At 23.3% G+C, this 14,423-nt stretch carries 14 protein-coding genes and 1 tRNA gene; 4 read left to right on the top strand and 11 right to left on the bottom strand.

All coding sequences use genetic code 11. The features are described 5' to 3' along the window. Positions 1-6 precede the first annotated feature (6 nt). Together H0H49_RS02860 and H0H49_RS02855 are read right to left on the bottom strand one after the other, a co-directional pair. On the bottom strand, positions 7-1,146 hold the full coding sequence (locus tag H0H49_RS02860) for a DNA polymerase III subunit beta family protein (RefSeq protein ID WP_185864442.1): 1,140 nt from the start codon (positions 1,144-1,146) through the stop codon (positions 7-9). Positions 1,147-1,188: 42 nt separating this feature from the next. After that, a tRNA-Met gene (locus tag H0H49_RS02855) sits at positions 1,189-1,262 on the bottom strand. A 69-nt stretch (positions 1,263-1,331) separates the two neighbouring features. Between H0H49_RS02855 and pdxH the strand changes: the two genes are divergently transcribed. After that, entirely contained in the window at positions 1,332-2,048 is a 717-nt protein-coding gene (gene pdxH / locus H0H49_RS02850) for a pyridoxamine 5'-phosphate oxidase (protein ID WP_185864441.1), read from the top strand. 187 nt (positions 2,049-2,235) lie between these two features. On the opposite strand, the gene H0H49_RS02845 is transcribed toward pdxH, so the two are convergent. Together H0H49_RS02845 and fmt are read right to left on the bottom strand one after the other, a co-directional pair. Beyond that, positions 2,236-2,502 (bottom strand): HU family DNA-binding protein, encoded by a 267-nt coding sequence (locus H0H49_RS02845; RefSeq protein WP_185864440.1) that lies wholly within the window; start codon positions 2,500-2,502, stop codon positions 2,236-2,238. 80 nt (positions 2,503-2,582) lie between these two features. Beyond that, the gene (fmt, locus tag H0H49_RS02840) at positions 2,583-3,542 is read right to left on the bottom strand and encodes a methionyl-tRNA formyltransferase (RefSeq protein WP_185864439.1); all 960 of its coding nucleotides are present in this window, start codon (positions 3,540-3,542) and stop codon (positions 2,583-2,585) included. 134 nt (positions 3,543-3,676) lie between these two features. On the opposite strand from fmt, the gene H0H49_RS02835 reads away from it, so the two are divergent. From H0H49_RS02835 to H0H49_RS02825, 3 genes are all read left to right on the top strand, one after another. Then, the gene (locus tag H0H49_RS02835; RefSeq protein WP_185864438.1) at positions 3,677-3,910 is read left to right on the top strand and encodes a DUF2795 domain-containing protein; all 234 of its coding nucleotides are present in this window, start codon (positions 3,677-3,679) and stop codon (positions 3,908-3,910) included. A 42-nt stretch (positions 3,911-3,952) separates the two neighbouring features. Further along, positions 3,953-7,249, top strand: a complete 3,297-nt coding sequence (secA, locus tag H0H49_RS02830; protein ID WP_185864437.1) for a preprotein translocase subunit SecA — start codon at positions 3,953-3,955, stop codon at positions 7,247-7,249. 95 nt (positions 7,250-7,344) lie between these two features. Next, positions 7,345-7,950 (top strand): SanA/YdcF family protein, encoded by a 606-nt coding sequence (locus H0H49_RS02825; RefSeq protein ID WP_238784944.1) that lies wholly within the window; start codon positions 7,345-7,347, stop codon positions 7,948-7,950. Here H0H49_RS02825 and menD read toward each other — a convergent pair. Genes menD through prfB form a run of 7 tightly spaced genes read right to left on the bottom strand, consistent with a single transcriptional unit; the run spans position 7,868 to position 14,384 of the window. Continuing rightward, positions 7,868-9,568 carry a 2-succinyl-5-enolpyruvyl-6-hydroxy-3-cyclohexene-1-carboxylic-acid synthase gene (gene menD, locus H0H49_RS02820; RefSeq protein WP_185864436.1) on the bottom strand — a complete coding sequence of 567 codons (1,701 nt, stop codon included), beginning with the start codon at positions 9,566-9,568 and terminating at the stop codon, positions 7,868-7,870. The genes H0H49_RS02825 and menD overlap by 83 nt on opposite strands. A 7-nt stretch (positions 9,569-9,575) precedes the next feature. Further along, positions 9,576-10,310, bottom strand: a complete 735-nt coding sequence (gene fabG, locus H0H49_RS02815) for a 3-oxoacyl-[acyl-carrier-protein] reductase (RefSeq protein ID WP_185864435.1) — start codon at positions 10,308-10,310, stop codon at positions 9,576-9,578. Positions 10,311-10,316: 6 nt separating this feature from the next. Continuing rightward, positions 10,317-10,838, bottom strand: a complete 522-nt coding sequence (gene cmk, locus H0H49_RS02810; RefSeq protein WP_262887206.1) for a (d)CMP kinase — start codon at positions 10,836-10,838, stop codon at positions 10,317-10,319. Further along, the gene (locus H0H49_RS03080; protein ID WP_262887205.1) at positions 10,787-11,014 is read right to left on the bottom strand and encodes a (d)CMP kinase; all 228 of its coding nucleotides are present in this window, start codon (positions 11,012-11,014) and stop codon (positions 10,787-10,789) included. Before H0H49_RS03080 ends, cmk begins: the two co-directional genes overlap by 52 nt. Continuing rightward, positions 11,004-11,867 (bottom strand): agmatinase, encoded by an 864-nt coding sequence (speB, locus tag H0H49_RS02805; protein WP_185864434.1) that lies wholly within the window; start codon positions 11,865-11,867, stop codon positions 11,004-11,006. Before speB ends, H0H49_RS03080 begins: the two co-directional genes overlap by 11 nt. A 19-nt stretch (positions 11,868-11,886) precedes the next feature. Then, a complete protein-coding gene (locus H0H49_RS02800) occupies positions 11,887-13,278 on the bottom strand; it encodes a type III PLP-dependent enzyme domain-containing protein (RefSeq protein ID WP_185864433.1) in 1,392 nt (463 codons plus the stop codon). A 14-nt stretch (positions 13,279-13,292) separates the two neighbouring features. Further along, entirely contained in the window at positions 13,293-14,384 is a 1,092-nt protein-coding gene (gene prfB, locus H0H49_RS02795) for a peptide chain release factor 2 (RefSeq protein ID WP_185864432.1), read from the bottom strand. Positions 14,385-14,423 lie beyond the last annotated feature (39 nt).

The following is a 14,423-nucleotide window of genomic DNA, read 5'->3' as shown; positions in this document are numbered from 1 at the left end:
TATTTATTACATTATTGACATAATTAATATAGAAATGAATTCTTTTATTTTTTGATTAGGTTTTGTTTTTAATATTCCCATTTTATTTGAATTATATAATTCAAAATATATGAAATCATTTTTTAAATGAGATAATATATCAATTATAAATTGATAATTAAATCCCATTTTAATTTTTTTATTTAATGAATTAAAAAAAATATATTTACAATTAATTTGTAAACTACAACAATTATTTTGGTTTAAAATACTTAATTTACCATTCATAATTTTTAAATAAAAAAATTTTATTATTTTCTTATCTGATAAAATGAATAATCTTTTAATAGTATTTAAAAATAAAATTCTATTAATAATAAATAAAACATCAAATTTTACCTTAGGAATAAAAAAGTTGTAATTTTTATATTTTTTATTATCCAATAATTTTGATGTAAAACTATAATTTTTTAGAAAAAAAATTATAGTTTTACTATTATACTTAATTTTTATATTATAATGATTTTTATCATATTTTAAAAAATTATGAAGAATATTAACAGTATTTTTGGGAATAAAAAATTTTACATCTTCAAACTTTATATATTTTACAGTATATTTTACTAATATAAAATTATTAGTAAAAAAAAAGTTGGATTCATTTTTGGAAAAATGAAAATATATTCCGCTTATAATATTTTGAAATAATTTGATCTTTTCTACATAAGAAAGAATGTTATTTAGTACTTTTAAAAGTATATTCGATAAAATATACATTTTATTATTCTTATTTAATAAACTTTTTTTAGATATATTGAATTTTTTTTGAATAATAGGAATTTTAAAAGACCCTTGAAAAGATAAAATATTTAATACATTTTTTTCTTTTTTGATACAAATAATTTCTTTGGTAAGAGTACTAAGTATATCTGTAATAAATTTACTATGTATAATAATTTTTTTTTCCGTATGTTTTTTGATATAAATATGTATATCCGTATTTATATAGTAACTTTTTTCCAAATTAGAAAAACTTGTAATAGTAAGTTTCTTTTTATTATTTTTAATCTCGAAAACAAAGTATACCGTATTTGAATTGTTATTTGTATTATTTAATAGTAAACATAGTTTTTTAAATAAGTAAAGACTAGAAACAAAGAAATGCATATCTTCATGTCTTGTTGTTTAAATTATTTATTTAGATCATAATAGCGTGAGGGGGATTTGAACCCCCGACCTCTGGGTTATGAATCCAACGCTCTAACCAACTGAGCTATCACGCCTTCTTTTATAATTTTACTATTGAATAGTATTCATAAACGAAATAAATTTATATAATTTAATAATAATATATGAATCTTGATTTAAGTGATTACAGAAAAAATTATAAAAAAAAACATGTTTTATTGGAAGATAAAGTTCCGGAAGATCCATTTGAACTATTTCATAAATGGTTTGAACAAGAGAAAAAATTTTGTAATGATAATGATGAAATTAATGCTATGTCAATTTCTACTATTGGAGAGGATGGAGTTCCTGAAACAAGAATTGTTTTACTAAAAGAATATTCTAAAAATGGATTTATTTTTTATACAAATTACTATAGTTCTAAAGGTAGGTCTATTAAAAGATTTCCAAAAACTTGTATTTCCTTTTATTGGAAAAATACAGAAAGACAAATTATTATTAAGGGAAATGCATCAAAAGTAAAAAAAGAAAAATCAGATAAATATTTTAAAAAAAGACCTAAAGGTCATCAAATAGGAAGTTGGATTTCTAAACAAAGTAGTATTATATCTTCTAGAGAAAATTTATTAAATCAATATAACGAATGGAATGAGTTTTTCAAAAATAATTCCGTAAAACGTCCTTTTAGTTGGGGTGGTTATATTATAAAACCATATAGAATGGAATTCTGGGAAGGACAAGAAAATAGGCTTCATGATAGATTAGTATATTATACTACTACTTATGATGTTGTTACTACTAATAATCACCAAACATTAGAAAAAAAAAGGTTGGTAGTAGAAGAAGAAAATGAATGGAAAATATATAGATTATATCCATAATAATATAATAGTAAGTTAGTAATAAAAAGCATATTATTAATTTAATAACAAAATAATTAGTAGTATATATTAGATATTATTAAATAATTATCATTATTTGTATATGTTATACTACTCCTGTCATATCACAAAATAATATCAAAAAATACTACTAATAAAATAAATAAGCTTATTATTTTTTTTATTATTACAATTTTGTTAATTCTGCACCTATTTTGAATTTAGCTACTTTTTTTCCTGGAATATATATTTTTTTTCCAGTTCTAGGGTTTACCCCATTTCTTGGACTCCTTTCAACAACAGAAAAAGTACCAAAACCTACTAAAGTTACTTTATCTCCTTTTTTTAGAGATTCTATAACAGTTTCAATAAATGCATCTGTAACATTTTTAGCTTTTATTTTTGTTATTCCAGTTTTTTCTGCTATTGAATTAACTAGTTCTGTTTTATTCATGAATTTATATATATAAATGTTTAATTTTAAATGTTTAATTCTAACAATGAAATAATTAACGTAAAATATTCGATTATTTGTTATTTAACAAAAATATTTTTATTATTTTTTAATCCATTAATTAAATTTTTAACGTTCATTCTATTTTTTCCTTCTATTTGTCCTTCTATAACGGATAGAAATCCTTCTTTTACTGATATTTTCATTTTATATAACGTAATAAAAACTGATCCAATTGTAAAATCATGTTGTTCTATTATTTTTTCAGCAAAAAAAATTTTAAATATAAAAAATTTATTTTTGATAAATAATAACGTCCATGCAGTAGGAAATGGACTCAATCCTCTTATTTTGTTATAAATATAATCTATAGAATGAATTTTCCATTGAATTCTACAGTCTTTTTTATATATTTTAGGTGCTAATTTTAATGAATAATTCATATCTATTTTTTGGATAATAGGTGTTATTTTGTTATTTATAATTCCTTCTAAAGTTTTTATAATTAAAGATCCACTGTATTTTTTTAATTTATTTTCAAGTTCTCCTGCAGTTTCTCTTTTTCCGATTTTCATTTTTTTTTGTAATAAAATTTTTCCAGAATCTATATTTTTTTCTATGAAAAAAGTAGTTATTCCAGTTTCAGTTTCTCCATTAATAATAGCCCAATTAATAGGCGCAGCTCCTTTATATTGAGGTAGTAAAGAAGCATGTAAATTTAATGATCCCATTTTAGGAAAATTCCATACTTTTTTTGGTAATATTCGGAAAGAAACAACTATTTGTATATCAGGATTCCATTTTTTTAATTCTTTTAAAAAAAAAGAATCAAGAAGATTTTTCGGTTGTAATAATGGAATTTCATGTTCTATAGCATATTTTTTTATAGGTGAAAAAATTTTTTCTTTTTTTCTGGAAAAAATATTATCAGGTCTTGTTATAATTCCTACAATATTATATTTTTTAATATACAATTCTTTTAAAGATTGTAAAGAAAAAGAAGTAGAACCTATAAATACAATTTTTGGAAACTTTTTCATACAATTTATTTGTAATTTAAACTCACTAATTATATCTTGTGGTTTTTATTATGAAAAAGTTCATTGATTTTTGAAAATCAAATATATAAAAATATTATTTTTTTTTGATTTTTTTATAAAAATATTGATTAAATATGTATTGGACTTTAGAATTAGCTTCTCATTTAGAAGATGCTCCTTGGCCTGCAACTAAGGAAGAATTGATAGATTTTGCTATTCGTACTGGTGCTCCTCTTGAAGTAGTTGAAAATCTTCAGCAATTAGAAAATGGAGATGGTGAGGTTTTTGAATCCATAGAGGATATATGGGCAGATTACCCAAAAGATGATGAAGATTTTTATTGGAATAGAGATGAATATGAACTTTAAATTTTTATAACAATGTAAATAATTAACTATTATTGTGATGTCATGAGTTTTATTAAAAAAATACTAAATAAATTTTTAGAAAATAAAAATGATAAAGATATAAAGGAGATAAAGAAAATTTTATTTCAAATTAAAGAAGAAGAGAAAAATATGTTTTCTTTATCTGATGATGAATTGAGAAATAAAACTCTGGAGTTTAAAAAGACTATACAGAATCATACAGATAAATTTTATCAAGAAGAAAAAAAACTACTAAAAACATTAGAAGATAAAAAATCTTATTCTATTAAATTTATAGAAAAAACTTATTCTTATATAGATAAAATAAAAAATCATATTTCTAAAATAGAAAAAGATATACTTACATTTCTTCTACCGAAAGCTTTTGCAGTCATTAAGGAAACATCTAAACGATTTAAAGAAAAGAAAAAACTTATTGTTAAAAAAACTCTTTTTGATCAAGAATTATCAAAAGTAAAATCTTATGTTTTACTAGATGGTAAATATGCAATTTGGAAAAACGAATGGAATGCTTGTGGTAAAAAAATAATTTGGGATATGGTACATTATGATGTACAGTTAATGGGAGGAATTGTTTTGCATCAAGGTAAAATAGCAGAAATGGCAACAGGAGAAGGTAAAACTTTTGTAGCAACTTTAACTGCTTATTTAAATGCTCTTTTGGGAAAAGGAGTACACATTGTTACTGTTAATAATTATTTATCTAAAAGAGATACAAATTGGATGTCTCCTTTAATGGAATTTCATCAGTTAAAAGTCGATTGTATTGATTATTATCCTTCATCCAATATTATAATGCGCAAAAAAGCTTATGAAGCAGATATAACTTATGGAACAAATAATGAATTTGGATTTGATTATCTTCGCGATAATATGGCTCTTTATAAGGATGAATTGGTGCAAAGAGAATTAAATTATGCTATCATAGATGAAATAGATTCTGTTTTAATAGATGAAGCACGTACTCCTTTAGTTATATCAGGACCTGTTGATTCTAAAATTGACAATAAAAACGAATTTGAATTATTAAAAAATAAAGTACAAATCCTTGTCAAAAAACAAAATTTAGTAGTTAATAATTTATTACAAAAATCTAAAAATTTGATAAATAGTGGAAATAAAAAATTAGGAGGTTTTAAATTATTTCAAGCATATAGAGGTTTACCAAAGAAAAAAATTCTGATCAAATTTTTAAGTGAAGAAAATATTCGTTTTATTTTACAAAAAACAGAGAGTAAATATTTACAAGATCAAGGAAGAGAAATGTATCAGGTGGATAAAGATTTATATTTTGTTATTGATGAAAAAAATAATACAGTTGAATTAACAGATAAAGGAATTGAATTTTTATCCGAAAATGTAGAGGATGTAAGTTTTTTTATACTGCCAGATATAAACCTAGAACTTTATGAATTAGAAAATAAAAATTTTCCAAAAGAAATAGAAATAAAAGAAAAAGAAAAACTTCTAAAAAATTTTTCTATAAAATCACGTAGAATACACACTATTAATCAATTACTTAAAGCATTTACTTTATTTGAAAAAGATGTCGATTATGTTGTATTAGGAGGTAAAGTAAAAATAGTGGATGAACAAACTGGTCGTATCATGGAAGGAAGACGTTATTCTGATGGTTTACATCAAGCTATAGAAGCAAAAGAAAATGTTAAGATAGAATCATCAAGTCAAACTCTTGCTACAATAACTTTACAGAATTATTTTAGAATGTATAATAAAATATCCGGAATGACAGGTACTGCAGAAACAGAATCTGGGGAGTTTTGGGATATCTATAAATTAGATGTAGTAGTTATTCCTACACATAAACCTATAATAAGAAAAGATTTACAAGATCTTGTTTTTAAAACAAAACGAGAAAAATATAATGCTATTATAGATAAAATAATTAGTTTATCACAAAAGGAGAAAAGACCAGTTCTCGTTGGAACTACTTCTGTTGATATTTCTGAATTTTTAGGTAGAGCACTAAAATTCAGGAAAATTATACATAATGTTTTAAATGCAAAATTACATGAAAAAGAAGCAGATATCATAGCAAAAGCAGGTTTTCCTAGTGCTGTTACTATAGCAACAAATATGGCTGGACGTGGAACTGATATTAAATTGTCAAAAGAAGTAATTCAAAATGGAGGTTTAGCAGTTTTAGGTACAGAAAGGCATGATTCTAGAAGAGTAGATAATCAATTAAGAGGAAGATCAGGAAGACAAGGAGATCCAGGAAGTTCTCAATTTTATGTATCTCTAGAAGATAATTTGATTCGTTTATTTATTGATTCCGAAAAATTATCAAAATTAATGGATAGATTTGGACATAAGGAAGGAGATATTATACAACATCCTTTACTAACAAAATCTATTGAAAAAGCACAAAAGAAAATAGAAGATAATAATTTTAGTATGCGTAAACGTTTATTAGATTATGATGATGTTATTAATAAACAAAGAGAATTTGTCTATAAAAAACGTAGAAATGCATTATGTAAAAATGAATTGAGTTTAGACATATCCAATATGATATCCGTTTTATTGGATATAATGATCAATATAAATAAATCTATAAATGATTTTAGAAATATGGAATATGAATTTTTTCATATTTTTGGCATAAAACTACCATTTCAAGAAAATAAATTTTTTTTATACCAAGAATTTGATTGTATTAAAAAACTTCATGATTATATTATAGAATTTTATGATAATAGAAAAGAAAAAATAATTAATCAAAATATTAATCCTATTTTAAATGATAAAGAAATTTCTGAAAATAATAGAGAAATATACCAAATACAATCCATATTTACAGATGGACATAGTAATATTATTATTACTTCTAATTTGAAAGAATTATATGATACCAAAGGTAAATCATTATTTTCAATACTTGAAAAAAAAGCTATATTATGTTTCATGGATGATAAATGGAAAGAACATTTAAGAGAAATGGATAATTTACGTCATTCAGTACAAAATGCTGTTTTTGAACAAAAAGACCCTCTTGTAGTTTATAAACAAAATGCTTTCAATTTATTTCAAGATAAAGTTTATGAAATTAATAGAAAAATAATTTCTTTCCTTCTAAGATCATATATAATAACAAGTAATATATTATTAAATAATAATTTAGAATTCAACAATTCTTTAATAATGACAAAAGAAAAAAAAAAGAAAATAGGAAGAAATAATAAAGTTAATATTCGACATTTGATCACAGGAGTAACTAAAAAAATTAAATTTAAACAGGTAGAATCTTTTTTAGAAAATGGGGAATGGGTTATTATAGAAAAAGATTTTTATTAATGAATAAAAATGATTTTGTGTAAATAATAAAACGTATATTTTTTTTGATAATTTTGTTTTTCATTTTTTGTCCTATTGGAATAAGTTTCTGGTCTATGAGAAAAACTTATGATAGTATCAATATAATTCCATATAGTACATATGGTGTTGTTTTAGGTACTTCTAAATATTTACAGGGAGGAGGATTGAATGTTTATTTTAAATATAGAATTGACGCAGCAAGTTGTCTATTCCATCATAAAAAAATAAGATATATTATTGTAAGTGGAGATAATAGAGAAAAGAACTATAATGAACCAAAAATGATGAAAAAAGAACTTATAAAAAAAGGAATTCCTTCTAATTTTATTTATGAAGATTTATATGGAGTTAATACATTATCTTCTGTATTAAGGGTATATAAGATTTTTCATCAAAAAAAATTTACAATCATATCTCAAAAATTTCATAATGAAAGAGCCATTTTTATTGGTAATTGTTTAGGCCTGGAAGTTGTAGGTTTTAATGCAAAAAATATATCTCACGATAGTAAAACACAACTAAGAGAAATTTTTGCTAGAATTAAGGCTTTATGGGATATTTTTTCGATCTTAAAAAAGTATCTATCATCCTTACTTTTTAAGATAATAAAAGATATTTCTTTAATATTTTTGCATTGTCGTATCTATGAGTTTTTATTTCTAAAAGAAATGGTTTGTTAAAATTATTCCAAAAATATGATAGTTTTTTCTTTAAATAATAATAATTAGAAACTCCTTCATATTTAAATTTGTGCATTTTACATATTGTATTCGCGGAAAATTTGTGTTTTGTTTCAAAAAAATTGGATATTTTTTCTGAAATTTTTATTTTTGAAATAAACCTGAATATATTTCCTCCTCTATTGTTAATAAGAATAATACGAAAGTTTTTTGGTGTATAATTATTCCATAAAGCATTACTATCATAAAAAAAACTAATATCCCCTACAATCAATGTTACAATTTTTTTACTGCTGACAGCCATTCCTATAGCAGTTGAAACACAACCATCTATCCCTGAAGTTCCACGATTACAATAGGATGTAATAGATTTTTTTTTATCATGAAATAATTGATAATATCTTATCACCATACTATTTCCTAATTGAAGTATGGAATTGTCTGGAACTGATTTAAATACTAAAAATAAAGCTTTTAAATCTGAAAAACTTTTTTCTTTTTTTATAAAAAATTCTTGTTTACTTATCTTTTTTTTTTTTATTTTTTCCCACTGATACCTATAATCTGAAAGTGAATGGTTTTTTATATGATAATTACTACAGAAATTTTGAAAAAAATATTTTTCCGAAATAGGCCAATATGTACTTAATTTATAATAAGTATCAGGATATTTTTCCATGTTTTCTCCTCCTATATGCCAATGATATAATGGTGGGAATTTTCTCAAAAAGGATTTTATTTTTTTAGATATAATATTAACACCAATGGTTATTAAAATATGAGGTTTTAATTTTATCCAATCTTCATTTTTCATATTAAATATGAGTTCATCTATATTAGAAAAACAAATTTTTTCATTAATAATATTAGATGTTGTTTCTGTAAAAATAACCACAGATGGATCTGCTCTAAATTTTAATAGAAATTTTTTTATATCATCATAATCAATATGACATAATCCTATTAAAATCATTTTTTTTTTATATTTATGGAATAAATATTTTTCTTTCTTATAAATCGATGATTTTATTATATAATTTGTTGTAGGAATATAATCGATGATTTTAGGTTTAACTTTTAAACGATTAGTAGTTTGATAAAGTGGTTCTGAGAAAGGTATATTGATATGTATAGGCCTTTTACTTAAAAAACATTTATTTATAGATTCATTAATTAATTTTTCATTATACCATAATCCCAACACCGATTCATCTTCTGTTAATTGTATTGACATTTCTACATGATTATTAAATATATTCTCCTGATGAATTGATTGACCATCATAAACATCTATAATTTCTTTAGGACGATCTGCAGTAATAACAATTAATGGTATTTTTTGATAAAATGCTTCTGTAATTGAAGGATAATAATTAACAACTGCTGAACCAGATGTACAACTCATAACTACTGGTTTTCTTATTTTTTGTGCCATTCCTAAAGCAAAAAATCCAGCACATCTTTCATCTACAATACTATAAGTATTGAATTTTTTATGTTGTGTAAAATGTACTATAATAGGAGCGTTTCTAGATCCTGGAGATATAATGATATTAAAAATATATTTCGAAATTAAAATTTCACCTAAACTTTGTACTATTTTTTTATTTGAATACATTTAAAATTTAAATTAATCCTCCATTTACATTTAAAATGGAGCCAGTAATATAATTAGATAAATCAGAAGCAAGAAATAAACTACAATTTGCAACATCTTGAGGAGTACCAGCTCTTTTTAAAGGAATTTTTTTTATCCAATTTTCTTTTAATTTAGATTGTAAATTAAAATTCATTTTTGTATCTATATATCCAGGGGCGATAGCATTACAACGGATATTTTTTCTACCTAATTCTCGTGCTATTGATTTTGTAAATCCAATGATTCCAGCTTTAGATGCGGCATAACTTGATTGACCGATATTTCCAGTTATCCCTATGATAGAACTCATATTGATGATGCTTCCTTTTTTTTGCTTCATCATAGGAAAAATAACATGTTTTGTTAAATTGAAAACAGAAAATAGATTAGTTTTTATCACTATATCCCAATCTTTTTTCGAAGTTTTAAGTAATAAATTATCTTTTATTATTCCAGCATTATTAACCAATATATCTATACTACCATATTTTTTTGTAATTTTTTTTATCATTTTTTCTGAAGAATTAAAATCTGAAATATCAATTTTATATGGTTCTACAAAATCAGGAAATTTTATCGATAATTTTTTTGCTTCATTTTCTGAGGATAAAAATGTAAAAATTACATTTGCTCCATGTTGAACAAAAGTCTTTACTATAGTTTTTCCTATATCACCTGAACCTCCTGTTACTATAGCAACTTTTCCACTTAATAATTTCATTAAATTTTATTTGATTTTATTTATCAATTGATTGATGATATTTAATTGTTCTTCTGCATTAAGAAATGTATTATCTATTTCTATTGCATTTATAGACTTTTTTAATGGTGAATATTTTCTATTTATATCCATTGTATCTCTATAAACTAAATCTTTTTTTACTTCTTCGTAAGAAATATTTTTTTTCTCTTCTGTTTTAATATTTTTATATCTTCTATAGGATCTGATTTCTATTGATCCTTTGAGAAAAATTTTCAATTCTGATTTGGGAAAAACTATAGTTCCAATATCTCTTCCATCCACTACTATTCCTCTATTTTTTCCAAAATCTCTTTGCATAGAAATTAATAACTGACGAATTTCCGGTATTTTAGATATAATACTTACTTTTTTTGAAACTTCCACTGATCTAATTTCAGATTTTACATTTTTTTTATACAAAAAAAATTCTGTTTCATTTATTTTTTCATTCCATTTTATTTGAAATATTTTTTTTTTAATAAGTGTAGAAAATTTTGGTGATTCCATAAATCACTATTAAATATTTTTTCCCGTATGGCTAGCAAAGCAATGCTTCTGTACATACCTCCAGTATCTAAATATTTATACTTTAATTTTTTGGAAATAGCTTTTGCTAAAGTACTTTTTCCAGATGAAGAAAAACCGTCTATAGCTATGATAATTTTTTTTTTGTTATGTTTCATATTTGTATGATAATAATTTATAATAAAGTTTTGCTGATAAAAAATCAGTAGAATGCTCTTTATCATTTGGTAGAAGTTCAACTATATCAAATCCGACGACCTTTTTTTTTTCAAAAACTTTTCTTAAAAATTTTATAGCAGTATACCAGTATAAACCTCCTGGTTCTGGTGTTCCCGTAGAAGGTGCAATACTTGGATCAAATACATCAATATCTATACTTATATATATATATTTTGTTGATAAATTATTAATTGCATTATTCATCCATAATTCATTTTTATATATTTTGTGCATATAAAAAACATTTCCTTTTTGGATATTATTTATTTCCGTGATATCCATACTTCTAATTCCTATTTGAATTAATGGATATTTTTTTGAAGCTTCATACATAGAACAAGCATGATTATAATAATCTCCATTGTATATAGGACGTAAATCCGCATGAGCATCCATATGTAGAATACTTAAATCATCACTATATTTTTCTCCAAAGGCTTTTATACTTCCTATTGAGATTGAATGGTCCCCACCTATTAAAGTAATAAATTTATTTTTTGATATAAATTTATTGGTGATATTTTTTACTTTTTTAATCATTTGTTGGGAACTTAAGGAATTTTTATCATCAATAAAATCGATAATAAAAATTCCTTTTTTATACACTTCAGAATTAGTTTCTATATCGTATAATTCCATATAATTTGATGCATTTAAGAAAGCTTTTGGTCCTCTTATAGAGCCTTTTTTCCACGTTGCATCAGATTCATATGGAACTAAAATTAATACTATTTTAGAATTTTCTATAATTGAATATTTTTTAGGTATACCAGCAAAACTTTTTTTTTTCATAAGAAATTTTATAATTAATCTAATATCCTAATATTTTCAATACTTCTTCTGGACTTTGAGAATGACGAAATATTTTGTATACTAATTTATTTTTATTATCATAATTTATTAATATGTGAATAGGTTGTGGAATCAAACAATGGTGGACACCTCCATATCCACTAATAGTATCTTGATAAGCTCCAGTATTAAAAAATCCAATATATAATGGAGTTTTTTTTCGAAAACAAGGGAGATATATTGCATTCATATGTTGTTCCGAATTATAGTAATCATCACTATCACATGTTAGTCCTCCTAAAAAAACCCTTTCATAAGAATCATTCCAACGATTAATAGCCATCATGATAAATCTTCTGCTAATAGCCCATGTATCAGGAAGAGTAGTCATAAAAGAACTGTCTATCATATTCCACTTTTCTCTATCGTTTTGACGTTTTTGGCATAATATTTTGTACAAAACCCCTCCACTTTCTCCTACAGTATAGGCTCCAAATTCTGTATATATATGTGGTTCTGATACATTTTCTTTTTGACAAAATTTCTTTATTTGATAAACAATTTCATTAGTTATATACTCATAGTCATATGTAAAAGACATGGAAGTTTTAATGGGAAATCCACCACCTATATTTAAAATATCTAATTCAGGGGCGATTTTTTTTAGTTTTGCATAAATATGCAAACATTTAAATAATTCATTCCAATAATACGCAGTATCTTTAATACCAGTATTAATGAAAAAATGCAACATCCTTAATTCTACTTTTGGGTTATTTTTTATTTTGTTTAGATAGAATACAATAATATCTTTATAACATATTCCTAATCTAGAAGTATAAAATTCAAATTTTGGTTCTTCTTCCGAAGCTATACGTATTCCTAACTTAAAAGGATAATTAATAAATAAACTAAGTTTTTCTAACTCATCATCATTATCTAATATAGGAATAGTATTAGAAAAACCATTGTTAATAAGTTCTGATATTTTTTTTATGTAATTTAAAGTTTTATATCCATTGCAAATAACTTCAATATTTTTATTTGTTTTTCCTTTTTGATATAGATTTTTAACGATATCTATATCATAAGCATATGAAGTTTCTATACTGATATTATTTTTTAAAACTTCTTCTAAAATAAAGGAAAAATGAGAACTTTTTGTACAATAACAATATGTGTATTTATTATTATATTTATTAATATGAATAGCTTTTTCAAACCATTTTCTAGCTTTTTTTATGTTATTAGATATTTTTGGTAAAAAAGTAAATTTTAATGGAGTTCCATATCTTTGAATAAGATCCATTAGTGGAATACCATGAAATTCTAATAAATTATTTTTCATAGAAAATTCCTCAGTAGGAAAATCAAAAGTTTGATCTATAAGATCAGCATAACGAATTTTCATATATATAAATAAAGTTATTCAGTAATTTTTTTTTTATAAACTAAAAATTTTTTTAGAAAAATTTCTATTTCACCATCCATTATAGATTGAATTTTTGTAGTTTCATAACCAGTTCTTAGATCTTTTATTAATTTATAAGGATGCATTATGTAATTTCGTATTTGATTTCCCCATTCTATTTTTTTTTTTTCTAATTGTATTTTTTCCTTTTTTTCATTTTTTTTCATCATTTCTATTTCAAATAATCTAGATTTCAAAATTTGTAAAGCTTTTTGTCTATTTTGTATTTGAGAACGTGTTTCTGTATTTTCTATTTTGATTCCCGTAGGCAAATGACGTAATCTTACTCCAGTCTCTACTTTATTTACATTTTGCCCTCCAGCACCACTAGAACGAAATGTTTCCCATTTTATTTCTGAATTATTGATATTAATATTTATATCATCATTTATCATCGGATAAACATAAACTGAAGAAAATGAAGTATGACGTTTAGAATTACTATCAAATGGAGATATTCGTATTAACCTGTGTATTCCATTCTCTCCTTTTAGATATCCAAAAGCATTTTTTCCTAAAATTTCCAGAGTTATAGATTTGGTTCCTGCTATATCTCCAGATATATGATGTATTTTTTTTATTCCAAAATTATTTTTTTCTGCCCACATGATATACATTCTCATTAACATAGAAACCCAATCACAACTTTCAGTTCCTCCAGCACCTGCAGATATTTGTAATATAGCATTTAAATGATCTTCTTTTTCTGATAAAAGATTAATTAATTCTATTTTTGAAACTAATTTTTTTGTTTTACGTAATTGAATTTTAAATTCTTTTTCTAAATTTTCTTCTTGAGAAAGAGAAAAAATTATTTTTAATTCCTCTAAAGAATTTTCTAATTCTGTAAAATTCTCAATACATTTTTTCATTTCGTTTATCCTTTTCAATAATTCTTGAGAATCATTTTTTTCATTCCAAAAATTTGGATCGGATATTTTTTTTTGTTCTTGATATAAATTATGTTTAATTTGATTTATATTTAAAATGTCGTGTATTTTGTGAATTCTGTTTGAAATAGATTCAATTTCTTCCATTTTTATCATAATGCCTTAATTTAGTGTAGTCATTAGTTTCACAAAATA

This window comes from Blattabacterium cuenoti (assembly GCF_014252035.1).
Lineage (GTDB): Bacteria > Bacteroidota > Bacteroidia > Flavobacteriales > Blattabacteriaceae > Blattabacterium > Blattabacterium cuenoti_Z.
This window is presented reverse-complemented; position numbering and strand designations above follow the sequence as displayed.